Source organism: Streptomyces sp. NPDC002133, assembly GCF_040296405.1.
GTDB lineage: Bacteria > Actinomycetota > Actinomycetes > Streptomycetales > Streptomycetaceae > Streptomyces.
The window spans coordinates 92,925-115,272 of sequence record NZ_JBEOXF010000020.1 but is presented as its reverse complement, the minus strand read 5'-3'; the positions used below and the strand labels follow the sequence as shown (position 1 = coordinate 115,272).

Here is a 22,348-nt window from a genome sequence, read left to right as displayed (position 1 = left end):
TTAGGTCAGCCCGTGCCCCTTCTCCCCTGCGTGCCCGGTGGTGGGGGGGGGGGGGGGGGGGGGGGGGGCGCCCCCCCCCCCCCCGCCCGTCGTTCACGCGTGGCCGGTCCCGACGTGAGCGAGCCGGCGGCCGGCACCAGGAACAGGCCCGGGTACGGGATGGGGGAGTACCCGCGAGCACGCGCGACGGTGATGACGGCGCCGACGAAGTACCCGACGAGGCCGGTCGCCGCAGCGGCCCGATGGCCGGTGAGGCAAGGTCCGCCAGGAGCCCGAGCACACCCGCCGCCCTTGCGGTGCCCGAGGGACGGATCCATGCGTGCGGGACGCCGTACTCGGACATGTTGCGGAGGTCGTCCCGTCCGTGGCGTCGATCACCGTCACCGTGTGCGTCTCCTGACCGGCCGCCGTGTCTTGTGCGGAGAGGCAGGTGGGTGCGGCGCCCTGAGGGCCTGCCGGCCGAGGTTGATCGCCCACCTTCGGCCTCCTTGAGGCGTTTCGGCGCGCCGGCCATGAAGCCTCGGCCGATGGAGCGGTCACGCCCCGGGCCCGACCGGCGGCGCCGAGCGGGCCCGGTGGGGCGTGCCGTGCCGTCAGTCGTCCAGGTTCGGCAGGTTCAGCGCGCGCAGGCGCTCCGGGTCGGCCAGGATGTCGAGCTGGACGACCTTGCCGCCGGAGACGGTGAAGGCCATGACCGCGGCCGCCTTGCCCTCGGGCAGCGAGACGATGCCGGGCACACCGTTGACGAGCGCAACCCGTGCGTACGGCGAGAACCGCTGGTACATGAGCGCCTGACCGGCCACTGTCTCCGCCCCGCGCACCACCTTCGACGCGCCGAGCGCCAGGACGCCGCCGTCCACCCGGAGGACGACGTCCGGGTCGAGCAGCGAGACGAGGGCCTCGAAGTCGCCTCCGCGCGAGGCGGCGATGAAGGCGTCGACGACCTCCCGCTGCCGGGCCTGATCGGCGTCGGGCGCCGGGCCCGCGTCCTGCACCCGCCGCCGCGCCCGGCTCGCGAGCTGCCGGGCCGCCGTCGGCGTACGCCCCACGATGGGCGCGATCTCGTCGAAGGACACGGCGAACATGTCGTGCAGGACGAACGCGAGCCGCTCGGCCGGCGACAGCGTGTCCAGCACCACCAGCATCGCCAGCCCGACGGAGTCGGCGACGAGCGCCTCCTGCTCCGGGTCGGTACCGCTGATGCCGCCGACGACCGGGTCCGGTACGTACACGCCGAGCGGATCCAGCGGATCCTCACGCCGCGACGTGCGCGAACGCAGCATGTCCAGGCACACGCGGCCCACAACCGTCGTCAGCCACCCCGCCAGGTTCTCGACGTGGCTCGTGTCCGAGCGGCTCAGCCGCAGCCACGCCTCCTGGACGGCGTCGTCGGCCTCGGCGAGCGAGCCGAGCATGCGGTACGCCACCGAGCGCAGATGGGGCCGGTTGGCCTCGAAACGTTCCGCCAGGAACTCGCTGTTGTCCATCCGACCCATTCTCCCGTCGCAGTCCTTCGTTGCCATGACGCATCGAACCGACCGGATGCGACCGTAGCGATCATCACCCCGACGAGTGTTCTGTGTGGGGGGTACCGAGGTGGACGGTGTGCGCTTTCACACCGCTGTTCCGGACAGAACCGCAGGGCGGCGCCGGCCCGGTTTCGGGCTCGGGATCCCCAAGTCCCGCTGTGGTCGGGCCGGTTGGCGTTGACGCCACGGATCTCGGCCTCATGCACCGCATGACGGGCGGCGGCCCCGGCACCGTCGTCACCCAGGCGACCGGTCGGCAGGCGGTCTGCTTCCCGCTTCCGGCCGGCAGTACCACCCACCGCTGCCGACCGCGTGAGGTGTGCCGGGTCAACGCCGCCTCGGGCCGCATCAGTTGTGTGCCCGTTCCCGCTCTCCGCGCCGGACCTGACCGCCGGCCGGCGGTCCTCGCCCGGTGGACGAGCATGTCTCCGGAATCGCCGTGGGTGCAGCGAGAGTTGGCGTCCAGCTCCATGTCCTCGGGGCCGGGCGAGGTCCAGCGGCAACGCCATCGAGATACGGCGTCACCTGCGCGGCGGCGGAGGGCTTCTCCCGGTCCCCCGGCGGCGGAGCTCGGTCCACGGTGTGCGCGTCATCCGTCTGCGCTGGGCCGGATCGGTGGAGACGATGCCGGACGTGCTGGAGAGGCACGCCACCCGCACCGTATTGACGCGGGACGAGTTCGTCTCCTTCCTCGCGGACAAGACGCTGCTGGAACGTCTGCCCCCGCTCGCCGACGTCGCCGGCGTCGCGGCGCTGACGGCGTGGGACCACGCCGGCGCGATCACCGGGGCGGTCCCCGACGTGACCTGCGGCGGGTGGTCGACTGACGGGCGTCGCCGCCGCGCGGGGGCAGGGCCGCGCCCGGACCGCATTGTCAGACCCCCCTCGTAGCGTCGTGGGTGAGGGCCTGGACCGGCCGGGTCCCTTCCGGAACGGGGAGCCGTCGTGGGTGAGATCAGTGTGGGCAGGCAGCACCTGGACCGGCTGCTGGCCGACAGCGCGAGTGCGTCGGGTGCGCCGGCTGCGTCGGGTACGTACGGGGTTCCCTACCAGCAGGCGTTCGCGCGGCTCGCCGCGTCGCACCGTGGCCGGCCGGTGCCCGAGATCCTGCCGCTGCTGCGCCGGGCGGCCGATGAAGCCCTGCTGGGGTTCACGCACGCAGATCTGCGCGAACAGGCGGAAGCGATCAGCACCGACCGGCCCTACGTCCTGCGCGTCACCGTCACCTGACCGAGGACGGGCCCGCGGCCGCGCGTCGGACCCGCAGGACGTTGTCCTGGCGGGTGCCGGGCCGCCCGTCGGGTGCGGTCAGGTCGCGGTTGACGACATCCTCGGCCTCGACGTGCCACTCGCCCGGGGCGAGGCCGAGGGATTCGAGGACCTCGCGGGTGGTGGGGAAGTGGTGGTCGAAGGGCGGGACGTCCTGCCACGACGGCCAGCCTGCGTGGCCGGTGATCAGCAGCACCCCGCCCGGCGCGACCGCGTCGGCCGCGCGGCGCAGGATCTGCTCCCGCTCGCCCGGCGTCGCCACAGGGGAGTGCAGGAACTGGGCCGAGACCAGGTCGAAGACGCCTGCGGGGAACGACTGCGACAAGTCGTGCCGCTGCCAGTCGATCCGCTCGGCGAGCCCGGCCTCGGCCGCGCGGGCGGCGCCGCGGCGCAGCGCGGTCCCGGACACGTCGACGGCGGTGACCTGCCAGCCGCGCTCGGCCAGCCACATGGCATCGGCACCCTCGGCACACCCCAGATCCAGCGCGGTGCCCGCCGTCAGCGCGCCGGCTTCCCGCACCAGCAGCCCGTTGGGCTTCCCGCCCCGGCCCCCGGCGCCGTCCCCGGCCCCGTCCCGCTCCTGGTAGAAGCCCTCCCAGTACTGCTGAGCCGTGCTCTTCGGTGAGGCGTCGGTCATCGCTCGGTCTCCCTCGTCGGCCGGACCTGTTCGTTCACGACCCTGCGCCCGCGCTTCCGGGGTTTCCAAAGACTTTTGCCGAGGTGGCAAATCGGTGGTAGGCCGACCTCGTCAGGGCAAGGGATGCGCTGCGCTGGTGCCCGCTCCGGCCACGGGGACCTCGCGTCGTCGCGCTGCTCATCACGGTCGTGCCTTCGGCGCGACGTGCGACGGGGTTGGCGGATGGCTCCGGGCCCGGTCCCTGGTGGTGGCTTCTGCGATGTGGTGGACCTCCGTCGAGCAGCGGCGGCGGAACGGCGACGGAATTCTGTGTCGAGGCGAGCGCGGCGGAGTGGGAGGCAGCCGCACACGGCTGGTCGTTTTCGGATCCGCCGGGGCCGCACCCGGCCGCGAGGCCCCGCAGGTGGGAAAATGACCGGCATGGGCCAGGCCCTCGTAACGCTGTTCCTCAGCGGTGACGTCATGCCGGGCCGGGGTGTCGACCAGATCCTGCCGCACCCCGGTGACCCGGAGCTGCATGAGGGGTACATCCGCGACGCCCGCGACTACGTGGCCCTCGCGGAGGCCCTCAACGGGAAGATTCCGCAGCCTGTGGATTTCGTCTGGCCCTGGGGCTCGGCCCTGGACGTGCTCGACGAGGTCGCGCCCGACGTACGCGTCATCGACCTGGAGAGCAGCGTCACGACCAGCGACGACTTCGCGCCCGGCAAGGCCGTGACGTACCGGATGCACCCCGCCAATCTGCCCTGTCTGGCCGCGGCCCGGCCCGACGTCTGCGCCCTGGCCAACAACCATGTGCTCGACTTCGGGCGCCAGGGCCTCGAGGAGACCCTGGACGTGCTGCGCGAGGGCGGTCTGGGCCCGGCGGGGGCGGGGCGGAACGTCGAGGAGGCGCGGCGGCCGGTGGCGGTGGCCACGAGAGGCGGGGGTCGCGTACTCGTCCTGTCGTGCGGGATGGCGTCCGCCGGGGTGCCGTCGCGCTGGGCGGCGGGGGAGCGGCGGCCTGGAGTGGACTTCGTGCCCGACCTCTCGGTCCGCAGCGCCGACGCCCTCGTACGGCGGCTGGCGGCGGTGCGGAAGCAGGGTGACCTGGTGGTCGTCTCCATCCACTGGGGGTCGAACTGGGGCTACGACGTCTCGCAGAGCCAGATCACCTTCGCGCGGCGGCTCGTCGACGGCGGCGTGGACATCGTCCACGGGCACTCCTCGCACCACCCGCGGCCCGTCGAGGTGTACCGCGGCAAGCTCATCCTCTATGGCTGCGGCGACCTCATCGACGACTACGAGGGCATCTCGGGCTACGAGCGCTACCGCGACGACCTGCGGCTCATGTACTTCCCGGCGCTGGACGCGGCCACGGGCGAGCTGGCGTGTCTGCGGATCGCGCCGATGCAGGCCCACCAGATGAAGCTGCGGCACGCGTCGACGGCGGACGCGGGGTGGATGTCCGAGGTGCTGAGCAGGGCCGGGCGGGCGTTCGGGACGCATGTGGAGCCGGAGCTGGGCGGGGACGGATTCCTGACGCTGCGCTGGTCCAGGCGGAGTTGAGCGCGGCAGGCCGTGAAGGGGCCTTGTAGGGCCGGGATCGGTCCGAGCGGGTCAGTCCGATCCGGATCGGTCCGACCCCGTCACCGAATCCATCGCCGCGGTGAGCCGCTCCAGCACCCGTACCGTCTCCGCGAAGCCCTCCTCGCCGAGCCGGTCCGCGAGGCGGGCGGCGAGGTCCGCGTGCCCGGGGTCGATCCTGTCGATCGCGGCCCGGCCCTCCGTGGTGGGGCGGAGGAGCTTGGCGCGGCGGTGGGCCGGGTTCGGTACGTACTCGGCGAGCCCCTTGTCGACCAGCAGGTCCGCGATCCGCTGCACGCTCTGTCGGGTGATGCCCATCGCGCGGGCGATCCCGGCGACGGGCAGCGGCCGGCCCAGCACCGCGCCGAGGACCTGCCACCACGCGGCGGTCAGCCCGGCCGGGCGGGCCAGTTCCTCCGCGGCGGAGAGGAACTGGCCGTTCAGCCGGAAGACGCCCAGCGCGGTGGCGCTGAGCAGATCCTGCTGCTCCCGGCTCATGCGTTGAGCTCTTCGAACGCGGCCGGGTCCGAGTCGTGGAACAGCCGGTACCAGGCGTCCAGCTTGCCGCCCTCGAACGCGCCCAGCCTGCCGAGCACCTCGCGCGCGAACGCGACGGGCTCGGTCGGCCCGGCCGTGATCAGGTCCCCGTCGGTGACGGCGTCGGTGTCGACGTAGTGCTCACCGCCCTTGTAGCCGGTGGCCGCGAGGTAGAACGACACCGCGCTGGTGTGCTTCCGCTCGTCGAGCAGGCCCTCCCTCGCCAGCCCGGCCGTCGCGCCGCAGATCGCGGCGACCGGCACACCGGCCTCCAGGAACTGCCGTGCCTTCCGCGCGAACGGGGCGAGGTCGTCCCCGCCGTCCCACAGGTCCGCGCCGGTGAGGATCAGCAGCGCGCTGTCCTGCGGCCTCAGGTCGTCGAGCGCGAGGTCGGGCTGGATGCGCAGCCCGCCCAGGGTGGTGACGGGCTTGTCGGCGGCCGGTCCGACCGTACGGACGGGGTGACCGCTGCGGGCGAGCCAGGCGGTGGCGTGGCCCGTCTCCCAGTCGGCGAAGGTGTCGTAGACGGCGAGATGGACGGTCTTGCGGGGCGTCGTGCGGGTGGGCGTGGCGTTCATGGCGACCTCCTGAGCGCGGTGCGTCCCATTACCAGATGACAGAAGACTGTCATGACGACAGCATGCTGTCAATTGATGCCGCCCATCGCCCCCGTCGTCACCCCGCCGTCGTTCCCATCGGCCCCTCGGGCCCCGCGGGACCTCGTGAGTCACCACGAGCCCCCGGCGAGTCACCACGAGCCCGGCGATCCCCCGACACCTTGCCGACCAAAGTGGCCGAGGCCATACAAGGTGGCCATGTCGGCCCCCACCTGCGCGTCCTTAACCTGTTCGCCATGACCCCTCATGTCGAACCCGATCCGCAGACCGGCGCAGCAGTCAAGGCCGCCGACCGTGCGCACGTCTTCCACTCATGGTCCGCCCAGGGCTTGATCGACCCGCTCGCCGTCGCCGGCGCCGAGGGTTCGTACTTCTGGGACTACGACGGGAACCGCTATCTCGACTTCACCAGCGGCCTCGTCTACACGAACATCGGCTACCAGCACCCGAAGGTCGTCGCCGCGATCCAGGAGCAGGCCGGCCGCCTCGCCACCTTCGCACCCGCGTTCGCCGTCGACGTACGCTCCGAGGCCGCACGCCTCATAGCCGAGCGCACCCCCGGCGACCTCGACAAGATCTTCTTCACCAACGGCGGAGCGGAGGCCGTCGAGAACGCCGTCCGCATGGCCCGGCTGCACACGGGGCGCCCGAAGGTGCTCTCCGCCTACCGCTCGTACCACGGTGCCACCTCCACCGCGATCAACCTGACCGGCGACCCGCGCCGCTGGCCCTCCGACACCGCGTCCGCCGGCGTCGTCCACTTCTGGGCGCCGTTCCTCTACCGCTCGCCCTTCTACGCCACCACCGAGGCGGAGGAGTGCGCGCGTGCCCTCCAGCACCTGGAGGACACGATCGCGTTCGAGGGGCCGCAGACGATCGCCGCGATCGTCCTCGAGACCATCCCCGGCACCGCCGGCATCATGACCCCGCCGCCCGGCTACCTCGCGGGCGTGCGCGAGATCTGCGACCGGTACGGCATCGTCTTCGTCCTCGACGAGGTCATGGCGGGCTTCGGGCGCACCGGCAAGTGGTTCGCCGCCGAACACTTCGACGTCGTACCCGACCTGATGACCTTCGCGAAGGGCGTCAACTCGGGGTACGTGCCGCTCGGCGGCGTCGCCGTCTCCGCCGAGATCGCGGCGACCTTCGACAAGCGGCCGTACCCGGGCGGACTCACCTACTCCGGTCACCCGCTGGCCTGCGCCGCCGCCGTCGCGACCATCCAGGTGATGGAGGACGAGAAGGTCGTCGAGCACGCCGCCCACATCGGCGAGAGCGTCCTCGGCCCCGGCCTGCGCGAACTGGCCGAGCGCCACCCGTCGGTCGGCGAGGTGCGCGGCCTGGGCGCCTTCTGGGCCCTCGACCTCGTACGGAACAAGGAGACGCGCGAGCCGCTCGTCCCGTACAACGCGGCGGGCGAGGCGAACGCCCCGATGGCGGCCTTCGGCGCGGCCTGCAAGAAGAACGGCCTGTGGCCCTTCATCAACATGAACCGCACGCACGCCGTACCCGCCTGCAACATCAGCGAGACCGAGGCGAAGGAGGGCCTGGCGGCTCTTGACGCGGCCTTGGCGGTCGCCGACGAGCACGTGGCGTAAGCCTCATCCACAGGCTGTCAAAAGGCTCCTCCGGCTGGCTTAAGGTGTCCCGAAACCCGGACGGAGGGCCGACGCCATGCCCGCGAGCGCCACTGTGACCCGCAACACCCTGCGGCAGCAGATCGCGGACGCGCTGCGTGACGAGGTGCTCGCCGGGCGTCTCCAGCCGGGCCAGGAATTCACGGTGAAGGAGATCGCCGCCATGTACGGGGTGTCCGCGACCCCCGTCAGGGAGGCGCTCGTCGATCTCACGGCGCAGGGGCTGCTCGACTCCAACCAGCACCGCGGTTTCCAGGTGCACCGGTTCTCGGTGGAGGACTACCGGGGCATGGTCGAGGCCCGCTCGCTGATCGCGGAGGGCATCTTCCGCACCGACGGCGCACCGCGCGCCGACGCGACGCACGGCCCCGCCCTCGTCTCGGTGCGCCGCCGGGCCGAGGAGGCCTCGCGGGCCGCCCGCTGCGGGGAGCTGGACGTCCTGATCGGGTACGACCTGCGGTTCTGGCGGGAGCTCGGCGCCCTCGTCGCCAACCCGTACATCGCGGACTTCCTGCACCGACTGCGCATGCAGGCCTGGGTGTTCGCCGTGCCCCGTCTGCGCACCGAGCCCGACCTCAAGGCCTGGCTCTGGGGCGGCCACGAAGACCTGGTGGACGCGATCACCCTCGGCGATGCCCGGACAGCGCGCGCCGTGGTCGTGGCGCACCACGAGCACGCCCTGCGGTGGGCGGACCGGCTCGAACAGCACACGCTGTGATCGTGCGTCGGGACCGCGGGCGCGATGCGCAGTGACCACGGGCCGCGACGGCGCGGGACCATGGGCCGCGACGGGGCCGGGATGATGCGCTCCGACGGGACTGGGGTCATGGGCCGCTGCCGTGCGCGGTGGTCGTGCGCGGTGGTCGCGCCGGGATCGTACGCCGTGGTCGCGCGCCCGGGACCCGCTCCGGATCCCGCCCCCGACCGCTGACTGTGCGGGTCGGCCTCATGGCACTACGCTGTCCCGACCATCGCCAACCCTGCACGACCCCGATGGAGAGCGAGCCCGTCTTGGCCTGTGACCTGTGGCTGGTCCCCCTCGTCGATGTGCTGTGCCACAGCCCCGACAATCCGTTCGCCGAAGAGATCGCGTCGTACGACAAGGCCCTCACCGAGGCCGGTCTGCCCACCATTCCCGTCTTCGCCTACATGCCGGGCCTGTCCGGCGATGTCGCGCCCGTCGCGGGCTTCGACTACGACGCCCTGCACTTCCTGCGCCGCGCGTACCTGCTCCAGCTGTGCGGCCTGCCGATGACGCCGGTCGACGAACTGGGCGGCGACTACGAGCAGCTCCTGGAGATGTTCGAGTCGACGGCCCAACAGTCCCATCTCGTCTGGCACTACGACCACGCGGGCGCGTACGTGCCCGTCGACTTCCAGGCCCCCCTGACGAACGAGGAACTCCTCGCGGGCGGCGGCCCCCTGGGCTCATCCCAGGGTCTTCTGCGGGAACTCGAGGTCGTGGCCCCCGCGATCGGCATCGACCCCGCCAACCCTCCCTCCGCCCCAGCCCCTCCGGCCCACCCCACCTCCCTGGAGGAACCGGCGGGCCCGATCCCGTACGACGAGAGTCCCTTCGCCCGCGAACGCCATGTCTGGCTTGGCCTGCACGCTGCGGCCACCCGCAGCCTCGGCCAGGGGTCCATGATCATATTCAGCTGACCTGTCGCGATCTCGCCCTCACTTCAGCCCACTTCGCTTGTAGACACTGTCTACCCGTCTGGGTAGACAGTGTCCATGAGCGAACGCGACGTAGGTCTCCGCGACCGCTTGGTGGCGGTCGGCGTCGACCTGGTCGCCGCCGAAGGCGTGCAGGCCCTGTCCCTGCGCGAGATCGCCCGCCGGGCGGGGGTCTCGCACGGCGCGCCGCGCCGCTACTTCCCGACACACCTGGCCCTGCTGTGCGCCATCGCGCGCCAGGGCTTCGCCGACCTGGCCGACAGAGCTGCCGCGACGACCGGCAGCCAGGGGGATCCTCGTGCCCGTCTCACCGCACTGGGACGCGCCTACCTCGACTTCGCGCTGACCAACCGCGGCATGTTCGAGCTCATGTTCCGCCACGACCTGTTGGAGAGCAACGAACTCGGCCTGCGGGACACGAGCCTGCCGCTCTTCGAGGTACTCGTCGGTCTCGTCACCCGCGCACAGCAGCAGCAACAAGAGAAGCCGCAGTCGCCACGGTCCGACGCGGAGCCACGCGTCGTCGCGGGCGCGCTCTGGGCGAACCTGCACGGCATCGCCCAGTTGTGGGGCTGGGGCAGCCTCCGGCTCGCGGCGGGCGCCGACGAGGTCGAACCGCTGCTGCTCGCCGCGCTGGACGCGCACCTCGGACCGGAAGCCCGATGAGCAGGGGTTCCACGAGCCGCACCGCCAACACATCCGGTAGGTCCGGCGAATTCGGTAGGTCCGGTAGTTCCGTCGCGGGTCGCCGTCAGCACCTCACGCTTGCGGGCAGCATCGTCGGGGCGGCGATCGTCGCCCTGGACGGAACCGCGCTGACCATCGTGCAGCCCGCCATGCAGCGGGACCTCGACGCCTCGTTCACCCAGGTGCAATGGACCAGCACCGGCCATCTGATCGCCGTGGCCGGCCTGCTCGTCTTCGCGGGCTGCCTCGGCGACCGGTACGGCCACCAGCGGGTCCTCGCCGTCGGCGTGCTCGGTCTCGCCGTCACATGCGTTGCTCCCGCCCGTGCGACGGCTAGCGCGGCTCCGGCGGGCGCTGGCGGGGCATGTTCGGCCGCGTGGGCGGCGACAAGGGGAAGCGCCCCGCCTGGTGACCCGACTCCGGGCGGGCCGGGGGCGACGCCAGCGACTGCATCACCAGCGGCGCCGGGCCGGACCGGAACTCCACCATCCAGTCCGCCGTCTCCGCCCGTACGAGTTCGGTGATGTCCTCCGAGAAGCGCCGCAGCACCCCGAGACACCGCTCGGCCGCCTCGCTCGCCGTGCCCTCCGTCGGGCCGAGCACCTCGCGGACGCTCTCCGACGCCCAGTCGAACTGGAGGGCCTGAAGGCGGCGCTGCACCGCCTGCGCCGTGGCGACGCCCCTTATCCAGCCGGACGTCAGCCCGAAGTACCGGTCGCAGGCCAGGCAGGCCGCACCCAGCAGCAGCGAGAGGTAGCCCCAGCCCGCGGCGCCCGCCAGTACGTCCGTCAGGTCGAGGAGCGGGAGCGCGGCGCCCGCGATGCCCCCCACCGCCGTACCGACGCGCAGCGCGCGGGCCCAGCGGCGCTTGCGGGCGCGGTCGGAGAGGTACCACTCCGCCGTCCGCAGCGCGTTCGCCTCGACCCAGCGGTACAGCTCGTCGAGGCGTTCCGCCGGCTCGCCCCAGTCCCCGAGGGGGAACGGCCGTCCCGTCAGGTCGCCCTGCAGGTCGCCCTGCGTCGCCTCCCGGTCCGGGGCGCCCCCGTTCCGAGAGACCCCGCTCTCTTCCCGGGCCGACCCCCCAGGCTGCATCTCCGGCTGACTCACCGGGGCACTCCTCTGCGCTCTACGCGACTGCTGTGCGTGACTGCTGTGCGTGACTACGTACGTAACCCTGCTAACCCTGCGTGACGTGCGATGCGCGCGTGGGTTCTGGTGCGCAGGGTCTTCCTACCGCCGAATGGTGGGCCGCGGGGACGAAATCCCGGTATTTCCGCCCGCAAGGGGGTCCCTCTCAGGTAGGGGGAGGACGGTGGCTCTCACTCGAAAGAGTTGGCGTCGACCGGGCGGGGCGAGGCGCCCCGTGACCACGTAGGCTCGGTTTACCGAACTTTCGTCGTCGAATTGCCAGGAGTGACCGTGATTCCCGGTGGTGGTCAGCCCAACATGCAGCAGCTGCTGCAGCAGGCCCAGAAGATGCAGCAGGACCTCGCCCGGGCGCAGGAGGAGCTTGCGGCGACGGAGGTCGACGGCCAGGCGGGCGGCGGTCTCGTCAAGGCGACCGTGACCGGCTCCGGGGAGCTGCGCGCGCTCGTCATCGACCCCAAGGCCGTGGACCCCGAGGACACCGAGACCCTCGCCGATCTCGTCGTCGCCGCCGTCCAGGCCGCGAACGAGAACGCGCAGACGCTGCAGCAGGAGAAGCTCGGCCCGCTCGCCCAGGGCCTCGGCGGTGCCGGCGGCAGCGGGATCCCGGGGCTGCCCTTCTGACCGGCCTGCCGACGGCCTGTCGGCGGACCTTCTGACGGGTCTCCCTATCTAAGGCGCACCGGCAGCTACTACCGTATCGAGCGAAGCACACCGAGAGAGGCGTTCCGTTGTACGAAGGCGTGGTTCAGGACCTCATCGACGAACTGGGCAGGCTGCCCGGCGTCGGTCCCAAGAGCGCGCAGCGGATCGCCTTCCACATCCTCCAGGCCGAACCGACCGACGTCCGCCGCCTCGCCCACGCCCTCCTCGAGGTGAAGGACAAGGTCCGCTTCTGCGCCGTGTGCGGCAACGTCGCGCAGCAGGAGCAGTGCAACATCTGCCGGGACGCGCGCCGCGACCTCGCGGTCATCTGCGTCGTGGAGGAGCCCAAGGACGTCGTGGCGATCGAGCGGACGCGTGAGTTCCGCGGCCGGTACCACGTCCTGGGCGGCGCGATCAGCCCGATCGAGGGTGTCGGCCCGGACGACCTGCGGATCCGTGAACTGCTCGCGCGGCTCGCGGACGGCGCGGTCACCGAGCTGATCCTGGCGACCGACCCCAATCTCGAGGGCGAGGCCACCGCCACGTATCTGGCGCGCATGATCAAGCCCATGGGACTGAAGGTGACGCGCCTCGCCAGCGGGCTTCCCGTTGGCGGCGATCTGGAATACGCCGACGAGGTCACGCTCGGGCGTGCCTTCGAGGGGAGACGACTTCTCGATGTCTGACGCAACGCTCCACTCCGCCACGCAGGACCCGGACGACTTCGCGGTCCAGATCGCCGACTCGATCGAGAGCTTCATCGTGGCCACCACGGAAGTGGCGAGGGGCGACGAGCCCGACAGCGCGGTGCCCTTCCTGCTCCTGGAGGTCTCCCAGCTGCTGCTCGCGGGCGGCCGGCTGGGCGCGCACGAGGACATCCTCCCGGACGAGCGGTACGAGGTGGACACGGGCCCGGACCTGGAGGTCGACGACCTGCGCGAGCGGTTCGCCGAGCTGCTCGACCCGGTCGACGTCTTCTCGGAGGTCTTCGACCCGTACGAGCCCCGCAAGGCCCCGGTTCCGTGCCGGATCTCCGACAACCTCGCGGACATCGTCACCGACCTCGGCCACGGTCTGGCCCACTACCGCGCGGGCCGCACCACCGAGGCGCTGTGGTGGTGGCAGTTCTCGTACTTCTCCAACTGGGGACCGACGGCATCCGCGACCCTGCGTGCCCTCCAGTCCCTCGTCTCCCACGTCCGCCTCGACCAGCCCCTCCAGGAGCTGGACGGCCTGGACACGGACGAGGACCTTCCGGACGACGACCTCGCGGAGGAGGCGGGTCGCGTCATGGCGGAGGAGATCGCGAGACCGCTGGGGCTGCGGAAGGTGCGCACCGCCCAGTGAGGCGGCGGCCCGCTCCGACGCGATGCGCGCTGTAGCAGAAGCGAGACGTTCCGCCTGCTCCCACGGCGGCCGGGCACCGCTACGTTGACGATCCTTCGACATGCGACGTGTCGGTGCTGGGCTCTGGGGAGTGGACCACATGGGACGTACGTACGAGGCAACCGCCGCCGCCGCGATCGTGGCGGCGGCGCTGCTGTCAGGGCTGCTGTCAGGGTGCGGCCCCCAGTCGTCCCCGGCGGGCGCCGCGGCTTCCGCCCCGGCCCGGCCGTCCGATTCCCCGAGCCTGCCGCTGACCCCGGGACCCACGCCCCCGCTCTCGGCGACGCCGCAGGCCGGTCCGTCCGGGTACGAGGGCTCCGCCGCGCCGTCCGCGCCCGCCTCGCCCACGCCGGCCGCGACAACCGTGCGCACGCCCCCTCCCCGGCCGACCGAACTGGCCATGTTCGCCTCCACGCAGGGCGGCAGGATCGACCTGGCGCGGGGCGGCCCCGCCAAGGAGTTCACCGTCTCCGTCCACAACGGCAACACGCGCGCGTACGCCGAGGTCGCCGTGGCCTTCCAGATGGAGATCCTGGAGAGCGGGGCCCCGGGCCCCGCCCCGCGCCAGAACGGCTTCGTCGTCGAACGCCGCAACCCCGCGACCGGCCGCTGGACCGAGGTCGAACTGCGCGTCGCCAACGACGTCCAGCCCCTCTGGCTCACCGCCACCGGCAGCCCCCTCGCGCTCGAAGCCTCCCGTGTCGAACGCTTCCGCATCCGCGCGATCGCGGAAGGGCCCCAGGGCTCCACGCCGCTCATGATCGAGCTGGTGGATGCCACGGCACCCGAGGACGCGTTCGAGACCGCCTTCCTGAGCCGTACGAGGCTGATGGTCGGCGCGGAGAACTAGCGCCGCGTGCCTCCGGGCCTTGCGGGGCATTGCCTGACGTCCCCGGACAGAGCCGGACCGTGGACGTGGGTGCGCGGACGCGGGGTGTGGGTGCGGACGTGGGTGTGCGGGTGCGGACACGCCGTGGATGTGAACCGTCCCACACTCCGCGTACCTTCGTCGGGCGCGGGCAGGTGCGAGCCCGAGCGACCAGGAGCGCCTCGCCCCGCGCGAGCCGCCACCCGACGCGGATGATCACTTGGTGAGCGGGACATCTCACGATGTGACACACGCGGGGTGATCCTGGCTCGCTCGTTAAACTGAGCCGACCGCAGTAACGACTGCGGCACAGACCGAGCGAGGAGCGCACGTGGGCCTTGTCGTGCAGAAGTACGGAGGTTCCTCCGTTGCCGATGCCGAAGGCATCAAGCGCGTCGCCAAGCGAATCGTCGATGCCAAGAAGAACGGCCACCAAGTGGTCGTCGTGGTCTCGGCGATGGGCGACACGACGGACGAGCTGATCGATCTCGCCGAGCAGGTATCCCCGATCCCTGCCGGGCGCGAGTTCGACATGCTGCTGACCGCCGGCGAGCGGATCTCCATGGCCCTGCTGGCGATGGCGATCAAAAACCTGGGTCACGAGGCCCAGTCGTTCACCGGCAGCCAGGCAGGTGTCATCACCGACTCGGTCCACAACAAAGCGCGCATCATCGATGTCACGCCGGGCCGCATCCGGACGGCGCTGGACGAGGGCAACATCGCCATCGTCGCCGGCTTTCAGGGCGTCTCCCAGGACAAGAAGGACATCACCACCCTCGGCCGCGGCGGCTCCGACACGACCGCAGTCGCGCTGGCCGCCGCGCTGGACGCCGAGGTCTGTGAGATCTACACCGATGTGGACGGTGTCTTCACCGCCGACCCCCGGGTCGTGAAGAAGGCCCGCAAGATCGACTGGATCTCCTTCGAGGACATGCTGGAGCTCGCCAGCTCCGGCTCCAAGGTGCTGCTGCACCGCTGCGTCGAGTACGCACGCCGTTACAACATCCCGATCCACGTCCGCTCCTCCTTCTCGGGGCTGCAGGGCACCTGGGTCAGCAACGAACCGCACTCCGAGCAAGGAGCCCGCAAGGTGGAGCAGGCCATCATCTCCGGTGTCGCCCACGACACCTCCGAGGCGAAGATCACCGTCGTCGGCGTGCCGGACAAGCCGGGCGAGGCCGCCGCGATCTTCCGTGCCATCGCGGACAACGAGATCAACATCGACATGGTGGTGCAGAACGTCTCCGCCGCGTCGACGGGTCTCACCGACATCTCCTTCACCCTCCCCAAGACCGAGGGGCGGAAGGCGATCGACGCGCTGGAGAAGACCAAGACCGCCATCGGCTTCGAGTCGCTCCGCTACGACGACCAGATCGCCAAGATCTCGCTGGTCGGCGCGGGCATGAAGACCAACCCGGGCGTGACGGCGTCGTTCTTCGAGGCGCTCTCCGACGCCGGGGTGAACATCGAGCTCATCTCGACCTCCGAGATCCGCATCTCGGTCGTCACGCGCGCGGACGACGTCAAGGAGGCCGTCCAGGCCGTCCACACCGCCTTCGGGCTGGACAGCGACTCCGACGAGGCCGTCGTCTACGGAGGCACCGGACGGTGACCACAGGGCACCGCAGCCCCGCGGTCGCACGACGGGTCGCACGATGAACGGCAAGCCGGCGCTCGCGGTCGTCGGTGCGACCGGGGCCGTCGGCGCGGTGACGCTCCAGATCCTGTCGCAGCACGCCGACGTCTGGGGCGAGATACGGCTCGTCGCCTCGCCGCGCTCGGCCGGCCGCAAGCTGGCCGTGCGCGGTGAGGAGACCGAGGTCGTCGCGCTCTCCGAGGAGGCGCTGACGGGAATCGACGTCGCGCTGTTCCTGGTGCCGGCCGAAGTGGCCGCCGAGTGGGCCCCGATCGCCGCCGCCAAGGGTGCGGTCGTCGTGGACAATTCAGCCGCTTTCCGGCTGGACCCAGATGTTCCGCTCGTTGTGCCCGAGATCAATCCGCATGCCGTACGGGTCCGTCCGCGCGGCATCGTGGCGAGCCCCGGCTGCACCACGCTCGCCATGATCGTCACGGTCGGTGCGCTCCACGCCGCATTCGGCCTGGACGAGCTCGTCGTCTCCGCGTACCAGGCCGTCAGTGGGGCCGGGCGCGGCGGCGTCGAGGCGCTGCGTGCGCAGCTCTCACTGGTCGCGGGTACGGAACTGGGCACGAACCCCGGTGACGTACGCCGTGCCGTCGGCGACAGCACGGGCCCCTTCCCCGCCCCGATGGCCCTCAATGTGGTGCCGTGGGCCGGTGCCCTCGGCGAGGACGGCTGGTCCTCCGAGGAGCTCGCGATCCGTGCAGAGACCCGCAAGGTCCTCGATCTGCCGGCACTCCGGGTCTCCGCGACCTGTGTACGTGTGCCGGTCGTCACCACGCACTCGGTGTCCGTGCATGCCCGCTTCGAGCGGGAGGTGAGCGTCGACCACGCCCACGAGATCCTTGCGACCTCGCCGGGTGTGGTGCTCTTCGACGACCCCGCCGCGGGCGAATTCCCCACGCCCGCCGATGTGGTGGGTACCGACCCGACATGGGTGGGGCGGGTCCGGCGGTCCATGGACGACCCCCGGTCGCTCGAGCTCTTCGTGTGCGGCGACAATCTGCGGAAGGGTGCCGCGCTGAACACGGCTCAGATCGCCGAGTCCATCGCCGGTGCCCTCGCCCGCGTCAACGCAGGAGAATTCTGAGCGCCGGACTTCGTAGATCTTTGTAGGATCTGTGAACACCCTGTGGGCAAGTCGCTTGCATGTGCCACTTGAACTGGGGTGATGGCATGTTCGACGATGCTTTCCCGCCACTCTGCAACCAGCGGACGGGTGGGAGGCGTCTTTGCGGTTGCCCCTTCACGGTGCCGCGATAAATGGGGCATTGGGGAAGAGCGGGTACGCATGAGGGCATACGGTGCGCGGTCAAAAGCTGTTGTGCGCGCGTACAACCCTGACGGGGGGAAGCGTGTCCAACAGACGTGGCAGAGGTACTCGACATCACAGCGGTGGTCCCGGCCCGCTTCGGCGTGGGCGGACTTCCGGCACACGCCGTCGGCGTGGCACCGGTGCGTGGCGCTGCGGTGCGACCGCTCCGGCGGCCCCGCACGCCCGGCGGCATGCCGGTGATCGCCCCCATGCCCGCCGCGCGTAACACCCGCATACCGTCCCAGCGCGAGAGCGTTGACGACACGACGGTCGCGGGCACCACCGTCGACCACCTCACCGAGACCTACCGCGCCCACTACCGGTCGCTGCTCGGTCTTGCGGCACTGCTGCTCGACGACACCGCGTCCTGCGAGGACGTCGTCCAGGAGGCCTTTATCCGCGTCCACTCGGCACGCAACCGCGTCCGGGACCCGGAGAAGACCCTGGCGTACCTCCGCCAGACCGTCGTCAATCTGTCGCGCTCCGCGCTGCGCCGCCGCATCCTCGGGCTGAAGCTGCTCTCCAAGCCGATGCCGGACATGGCGAGCGCCGAGGAGGGCGCGTACGACCAGCTGGAGCGCGACGCACTGATCAAGGCGATGCGCGGGCTCCAGCGGCGCCAGCGAGAGGTTCTCGTCCTGCGGTACTTCGCGGACATGACCGAGTCTCAGGTCGCCGAGACGCTGGGCATATCGCTGGGCTCGGTGAAGGCGTACGGCTCGCGCGGCATCGCAGCGCTGCGCGTCGCCATGGGGGCCTCGGCATGAACAGGCATGAGCATGAGCACGAACTTGGGCCGGATCGCGAACCCAGGCATGATCGTGAGCAGGAAACTGAGCTGTACGGGCCGGACGGGCCGTTGAACGACCGGACTGGGAACGGAATTGTGAGCAACGGGCCGCTGGGCGGTTTTGAGGAAAAGCGCGCCAAGGGCGACGTGCCCGACGGGCGCGGCACGCACGACGGGCGCCATGGGGACGACGTGCGGGACGCGCGTGCCGGGCACGATGTGCGTGGTGGTCACGACGAGGAGCCGGGCGGCGACGTGCTCGCTGATGCGCTCGGCGGCGACGAGCTGGCCCTTCGGCGACTGCTCCAGGGCGCCGTCGAGGACCTCGCCCCGTCCGAAGGGGCACTGGCCCACCTGCGCAGGGCGGTGCCCGCGCGGCGCGCCCGTAAGCGGCAGGCCATCGTCGGCTTGGCCGCGTCGGTGATCCTGCTCGGTACCGCCATCCCCGCCTTCGTCCATGTCGCTGGCTCCGGAGGCGTCTTCGAGGACCGCCCCGTCAATGCGGGACACGGCGAGCATGCCCAGGGCGGCACGGGCACCGAGACCGGGGAGGACGCGGGCGAGAAGGGCGGCGACAGCCCCACCGGGCAGCAGCCCGGAACTCCGGGCCGCCTCGAGGAATCGAAGAAGTCCGAGGAACCGGGCAGCGAGGCGTCGGACGAGACACCCGGCGCCCCGGTCGACCCCGCCGAGAGCATCCCCGCCACGACGCCCACGTGCGAGGGCACTCAGCTCGGCGTGGACGCGACGGAGATAGGCGCACCGGACGCCGAGGGCAAGGTGTACGGCACGTTCCGCATCGCCAACGTCTCAGGCACCGCCTGTGCGGTCACCGGTCCCGGTTCGGTCGGTTTCCATGCGCAGGGCGCCGCCGATCCCGCGAAGATCAACGTGGTCGAGCACACGACGGGCGACGCCGCGACCGGACTGCCCGACCCGAGCGCCCAGGCCGGCGCGGTGCTCCTGGAGCCGTCGACGTCGTACGAGGTGAAGTTCGCCTTCGTCCCGTCGGAGACCTGTCCCACGACCGGTCCTTCGCCCGACCCGTCGCCCACGGACGGCGGTTCGTCGGGCACGACCGACGGCACGGGCACGACCACCACCGAGACCCAGTTCGTCGCGGAGGACGGTGGCACGGCGGACGGCAGCATCGCGGTCTCGCACACCCCGGAGGCCGGCGCTCCGAACGTCTCGGCGACCGTCCCGAACGCGTGCGCAGGCACGATCTACCGCACGAGCGTCCTGAATCCGTCGTCGTAGGCGTCGCGTAGTACGTCGTCGGTGGGACTGGGGCGTGGCCCGGTAGCACTCCTGGCTGAGGAAGCGGCGCACGGCGGGCCGCAGTTCGACGCCGCCTGCCCCCGCTTTCTGTACCTGCGCGCCCCGGATACTGGTGCGCGCCCTCCGCCCCACGTGTTGCGCCGGGTCGAGTTCGAGGCGCGTCATGCCGGGTCGAGGCCGAGCGCCTGGTCCTTCGCCGCCTCCGCCTCGCGGCGTGCGAAGCGGAACCACATGAACAGCACGAAGCCCGCGAAGGCGAACCACTCCAGCGTGTAGCCGAGGTTCTGGAACGCCTTCAGATCCAGCGCGCTGCCCTGCGGCGCGGCGGCCGGCACCGCCTTCATCCCGTCCGACGCGGTGGTGAGCGTGATCCACGCGTCGTACACGTCGTCGGGCACCAGATTGACCAGCGACGCCGCGCTGATCATGCCCACCTGGCCGCGCGGCAGCCCGCCCGAGGTGTTCACCCCGTCGGTGCTCGACGTCTCCGACGCCTGCAGGGCGCCGGTCACCGTCACCGCACCTGCGGGTGGGGCGGGCGGCGTCACTCCGGCGGGCAGCCAGCCCCGGACGACGGGCAGTGCCCTGCCGCTGTCGGTGCGCAGCAGCGTCAGCACGTACGAGCCGGGCTTCCCGTTCAGCTGCCGGTCCGGCACGAGGAACTGCTCCCCGTACCGCCCGGTCGCCGAGGCCTGCCGGCCCGAGGTCTCCTTGTCGACGGGCAGCAGCTCGTCGAGCGGGGCGACGGCCCGCTTGCCCGCCTCCGGCCGTTCGTCGGCGGCCTGGTGCGTGTCGACGCGGTCCTCGAACCGGCCGAGCTGCCAGGTGCCCATGAAGAGGCAAAAGGGGATGCTCAGCATGACGAAGACGTTGATCCCCCACCAGCGGGGAGTCAGCAGGAACCGGTACACCCCTCCACGGTACGGAACGCCCCTGTTTACTCCTCTCCCGGGTCTCCCTCTCCCGTCAGGCGCCTCTCGTCGGGGCCTCACCGTCGGGCGTCTCCCGTCGGACAGCCCCCGTCAGACGCCTCCCTTCAGATGCTTCTCGGCGAAGGCCAGCTCCAGCCGCACCTGCTTGATCCTCTCCTCGACCACGAGCGACCCGTGCCCCGCGTCGTACCGGTACACCTCGTGGACCGCGCCACGGGCCGCGAGCCGGTCCACATAGTTCTCGACCTGTCGGATCGGGCAGCGCGGGTCGTTGACCCCGGCCGAGATGTAGACCGGCGCCTTCACCGCGTCCACGTACGTCAGCGGCGACGACGCCTCGTACCGCTCGGGGACCTCCTCCGGCGTGCCGCCCAGCAGGGTGCGGTCCATCGCCTTCAGGGCCTCCATCTCGTCGTGGTACGCCGTGACGTAGTCCGCGACCGGCACCGCTGCCAGGCCCAGCGCCCAGGCATCCGGCTGGGTGCCGAGCCCCAGGAGGGTCAGATAGCCGCCCCAGGAGCCGCCCGCAAGGATCAGCTTCGACGGGTCGGCGAGCCCGGTGGCCACGGCCCACTCGCGGACCGCCGCGATGTCCTCCAGTTCGATCAGCCCGACACGGTGCTTGAGCGCGTCCGTCCACTCCCGCCCGTAACCCGTCGAGCCGCGGTAGTTGACCCGGACCACCGCAAAGCCGTGGTCGACCCAGGCCGCGGGACCGGCCGCGAACGCGTCGCTGTCGTGCCACGTCGGGCCCCCGTGGATCTCGAAGACCGTCGGGAACGGGCCCTCGCCCTCCGGGCGCTGCACCAGTGCGTGGACCCGGCCCCCGGGCCCCTCCACCCATGCGTCCTCCACGGCCACCGATGTGGGTGCCGCCATCCCCGGAGGGTCCAGCACCTCCCGGCCGGCCGTGGATCGGACCTTCGGCGGTTGCGCGGCGGACGACCACAGATACTCCACGGTCCCGTCCGGCCGGGCCGAGGCCCCCGAGACCGTCCCGGCCGGGGTCTCCACACGGGTCACCTCGCGCGTCGCCGCGTCGAAGCGCCACAGCTCGCTCCGCGCCTCGAAGCTGTGCGCGATCAGCAGGGCCGAGCCGTCCGGATACCACTCGGCGGCCACATCGCCGGGCAGCTCGATCGCCAGGTCGGTCTCCTCGCCCGACGCCACGTCCCACAGCATCGGCTCCCAGCGCCCGCGCCGCTGGTGGCCCACCAGCAGCCGGGTGTCCCCGTCCACCGGCGCGAAACCGAGGACCTCCAGGCCCAGCTCGACCGAGCCGCCCTTGGTGTCGTCCAGCTCCGAGACCGTCGTCCCGTCGAGCCGGACGACGCGGAGCGCCGGGTGCATGGCATCGCCGTGCTCCGTGTGCTCGATCGCGATCAGCGTCCCGTCGCGCGAGAGGTCACCGACGCCGGCCGACTCCCGGTGCCGGTAGATCTCGACCGGCTCCGCCCCCGGCCGTGCGACATGGATCGTCGTCCCGTCCTCGTCGGTCGAGCGGCCGACCACCGCCGTGCCGTCCCGCCCGAGCGCCAGCCCCGCCCCGTACGAGGCCTCCAGCCCGGGCGCCGCGGGCTCGTCGGCGCCGCCGCCGAAGGGCTGGCGCATCCAGATCCCGAACTCGTCCCCGTCCCGGTCCGAGAACCACCAGATCCACTCGCCGTCGGGGGTGAGCACGCCGTCCGTCGTCCCGTTCGGCCGGTCGGTCACCTGGCGCCGCTCGCCGGTCGCGCGGTCCCATGCGTACAGCTCGTACGTCCCCGTCGCGTTCGACACGAAGAGCGAACGGTCCGGGGCGTCCTCCGCCCAGTCGGGCAGCGAGACGCGGGGAGCCCGGAAGCGCTGCTCCCAGGCGGGCATGCCCGCGGCGTCAGCCGAGGAGCCCGAGGTGGAGTCCGGCGTGGACTCGGTGATCTCAGTCATGCCCCCCATTCTGCGCTGCCCCGCCCACAATCCGTTCGCGTCGTCCGCAGCCTGTGGATAACCTCCGCGACATGTACTCTCCGCCCCCGGCCGACCGGCGCGAGGCAAATCGTTCCCGCTGGGACGAGCGCCTGGAGACATGGGGCTGCTGAGGAGCGGAAGACGGCTCTGACGCGAGGCGCCTTTCAGCCGGTCGTGAGCCGACGACTGCCCCAACCGCCGCCGGACGTGGCCCCGCGCAGTTCCCGCGGTTTGCAGCAT

The 22,348-nt window shown here is 71.6% G+C and carries 22 protein-coding genes and 1 pseudogene; 16 read left to right on the top strand and 7 right to left on the bottom strand.

Annotated features, from left to right (window positions below; translation table 11 throughout):
- Nucleotides 1-593: 593 nt before the first annotated feature.
- A complete protein-coding gene (gene sigJ, locus ABT078_RS20780) occupies nt 594-1,487 on the bottom strand; it encodes an RNA polymerase sigma factor SigJ (protein WP_351229733.1) in 894 nt (297 codons plus the stop codon).
- A gap of 624 nt (nt 1,488-2,111) precedes the next feature.
- On the opposite strand from sigJ, the gene ABT078_RS20775 reads away from it, so the two are divergent.
- Both ABT078_RS20775 and ABT078_RS20770 read left to right on the top strand, forming a co-directional pair.
- Nucleotides 2,112-2,420 (top strand): hypothetical protein, encoded by a 309-nt coding sequence (locus ABT078_RS20775; RefSeq protein ID WP_351229731.1) that lies wholly within the window; start codon nt 2,112-2,114, stop codon nt 2,418-2,420.
- Between the two features lie 54 nt (nt 2,421-2,474).
- Nucleotides 2,475-2,759, top strand: coding sequence for a hypothetical protein (locus ABT078_RS20770; RefSeq protein WP_351229729.1), 285 nt, complete (start codon nt 2,475-2,477; stop codon nt 2,757-2,759).
- Here ABT078_RS20770 and ABT078_RS20765 read toward each other — a convergent pair.
- Nucleotides 2,752-3,435, bottom strand: a complete 684-nt coding sequence (locus tag ABT078_RS20765; protein WP_351229727.1) for a class I SAM-dependent methyltransferase — start codon at nt 3,433-3,435, stop codon at nt 2,752-2,754. The two genes, ABT078_RS20770 and ABT078_RS20765, sit on opposite strands and share 8 nt — an antisense overlap.
- A gap of 420 nt (nt 3,436-3,855) precedes the next feature.
- Between ABT078_RS20765 and ABT078_RS20760 the strand changes: the two genes are divergently transcribed.
- Nucleotides 3,856-4,983: a CapA family protein gene (locus ABT078_RS20760; protein WP_351229762.1), complete on the top strand. Its 1,128-nt coding sequence runs from the start codon at nt 3,856-3,858 to the stop codon at nt 4,981-4,983.
- Between the two features lie 51 nt (nt 4,984-5,034).
- On the opposite strand, the gene ABT078_RS20755 is transcribed toward ABT078_RS20760, so the two are convergent.
- Together ABT078_RS20755 and ABT078_RS20750 are read right to left on the bottom strand one after the other, a co-directional pair.
- The gene (locus ABT078_RS20755; RefSeq protein WP_351229725.1) at nt 5,035-5,499 is read right to left on the bottom strand and encodes a MarR family winged helix-turn-helix transcriptional regulator; all 465 of its coding nucleotides are present in this window, start codon (nt 5,497-5,499) and stop codon (nt 5,035-5,037) included.
- Nucleotides 5,496-6,116 carry a DJ-1/PfpI family protein gene (locus ABT078_RS20750; RefSeq protein WP_351229724.1) on the bottom strand — a complete coding sequence of 207 codons (621 nt, stop codon included), beginning with the start codon at nt 6,114-6,116 and terminating at the stop codon, nt 5,496-5,498. The genes ABT078_RS20755 and ABT078_RS20750 overlap by 4 nt, the downstream gene beginning before the upstream one ends.
- Before the next feature lie 275 nt (nt 6,117-6,391).
- Between ABT078_RS20750 and ABT078_RS20745 the strand changes: the two genes are divergently transcribed.
- The 5 genes and pseudogenes from ABT078_RS20745 to ABT078_RS20725 all read left to right on the top strand — a co-directional run.
- The gene (locus tag ABT078_RS20745; protein WP_351229722.1) at nt 6,392-7,753 is read left to right on the top strand and encodes an aspartate aminotransferase family protein; all 1,362 of its coding nucleotides are present in this window, start codon (nt 6,392-6,394) and stop codon (nt 7,751-7,753) included.
- A 76-nt stretch (nt 7,754-7,829) separates the two neighbouring features.
- Nucleotides 7,830-8,510, top strand: a complete 681-nt coding sequence (locus ABT078_RS20740) for a GntR family transcriptional regulator (protein WP_351229720.1) — start codon at nt 7,830-7,832, stop codon at nt 8,508-8,510.
- Nucleotides 8,511-8,803: 293 nt separating this feature from the next.
- Nucleotides 8,804-9,454 carry a putative DNA-mimic protein gene (locus ABT078_RS20735; protein ID WP_351229718.1) on the top strand — a complete coding sequence of 217 codons (651 nt, stop codon included), beginning with the start codon at nt 8,804-8,806 and terminating at the stop codon, nt 9,452-9,454.
- Between the two features lie 75 nt (nt 9,455-9,529).
- Nucleotides 9,530-10,138, top strand: a complete 609-nt coding sequence (locus tag ABT078_RS20730) for a TetR/AcrR family transcriptional regulator (protein ID WP_351229716.1) — start codon at nt 9,530-9,532, stop codon at nt 10,136-10,138.
- A pseudogene (locus tag ABT078_RS20725) lies at nt 10,135-10,539 on the top strand (MFS transporter); the annotation flags it as partial. The gene ABT078_RS20730 and the pseudogene ABT078_RS20725, both read left to right, overlap by 4 nt.
- On the opposite strand, the gene ABT078_RS20720 reads toward ABT078_RS20725, so the two are convergent.
- Nucleotides 10,493-11,266 (bottom strand): SLATT domain-containing protein, encoded by a 774-nt coding sequence (locus ABT078_RS20720; protein WP_351229714.1) that lies wholly within the window; start codon nt 11,264-11,266, stop codon nt 10,493-10,495. The pseudogene ABT078_RS20725 and the gene ABT078_RS20720 sit on opposite strands and share 47 nt — an antisense overlap.
- 312 nt (nt 11,267-11,578) lie before the next feature.
- Here ABT078_RS20720 and ABT078_RS20715 point away from each other — a divergent pair, with 312 nt between their 5' ends.
- The 8 genes from ABT078_RS20715 to ABT078_RS20680 all read left to right on the top strand — a co-directional run bounded on the left by ABT078_RS20715 (nt 11,579) and on the right by ABT078_RS20680 (nt 19,208).
- Entirely contained in the window at nt 11,579-11,929 is a 351-nt protein-coding gene (locus ABT078_RS20715) for a YbaB/EbfC family nucleoid-associated protein (protein ID WP_351229760.1), read from the top strand.
- Nucleotides 11,930-12,036: 107 nt separating this feature from the next.
- A complete protein-coding gene (gene recR / locus ABT078_RS20710) occupies nt 12,037-12,636 on the top strand; it encodes a recombination mediator RecR (RefSeq protein ID WP_242328889.1) in 600 nt (199 codons plus the stop codon).
- A complete protein-coding gene (locus ABT078_RS20705) occupies nt 12,629-13,297 on the top strand; it encodes a DUF5063 domain-containing protein (protein WP_351229712.1) in 669 nt (222 codons plus the stop codon). The genes recR and ABT078_RS20705 overlap by 8 nt, the downstream gene beginning before the upstream one ends.
- Before the next feature lie 139 nt (nt 13,298-13,436).
- Nucleotides 13,437-14,186, top strand: coding sequence for a hypothetical protein (locus ABT078_RS20700; protein ID WP_351229710.1), 750 nt, complete (start codon nt 13,437-13,439; stop codon nt 14,184-14,186).
- A 349-nt stretch (nt 14,187-14,535) separates the two neighbouring features.
- Nucleotides 14,536-15,816 carry an aspartate kinase gene (locus ABT078_RS20695; protein ID WP_351229708.1) on the top strand — a complete coding sequence of 427 codons (1,281 nt, stop codon included), beginning with the start codon at nt 14,536-14,538 and terminating at the stop codon, nt 15,814-15,816.
- Nucleotides 15,817-15,859: 43 nt separating this feature from the next.
- Nucleotides 15,860-16,933 carry an aspartate-semialdehyde dehydrogenase gene (locus ABT078_RS20690; RefSeq protein WP_351229706.1) on the top strand — a complete coding sequence of 358 codons (1,074 nt, stop codon included), beginning with the start codon at nt 15,860-15,862 and terminating at the stop codon, nt 16,931-16,933.
- 278 nt (nt 16,934-17,211) lie between these two features.
- Nucleotides 17,212-17,925 (top strand): SigE family RNA polymerase sigma factor, encoded by a 714-nt coding sequence (locus ABT078_RS20685; RefSeq protein WP_351229704.1) that lies wholly within the window; start codon nt 17,212-17,214, stop codon nt 17,923-17,925.
- Between the two features lie 119 nt (nt 17,926-18,044).
- Complete coding sequence (locus ABT078_RS20680; protein WP_351229702.1) at nt 18,045-19,208, top strand: hypothetical protein; 1,164 nt, start codon at nt 18,045-18,047, stop codon at nt 19,206-19,208.
- A 182-nt stretch (nt 19,209-19,390) separates the two neighbouring features.
- Here the strand turns inward: ABT078_RS20680 and ABT078_RS20675 are convergent, their stop codons facing one another.
- A complete protein-coding gene (locus ABT078_RS20675) occupies nt 19,391-20,140 on the bottom strand; it encodes an SURF1 family protein (RefSeq protein ID WP_351229700.1) in 750 nt (249 codons plus the stop codon).
- Nucleotides 20,141-20,251: 111 nt separating this feature from the next.
- Nucleotides 20,252-22,087 carry a S9 family peptidase gene (locus ABT078_RS20670; protein ID WP_502981265.1) on the bottom strand — a complete coding sequence of 612 codons (1,836 nt, stop codon included), beginning with the start codon at nt 22,085-22,087 and terminating at the stop codon, nt 20,252-20,254.
- Nucleotides 22,088-22,348 lie beyond the last annotated feature (261 nt).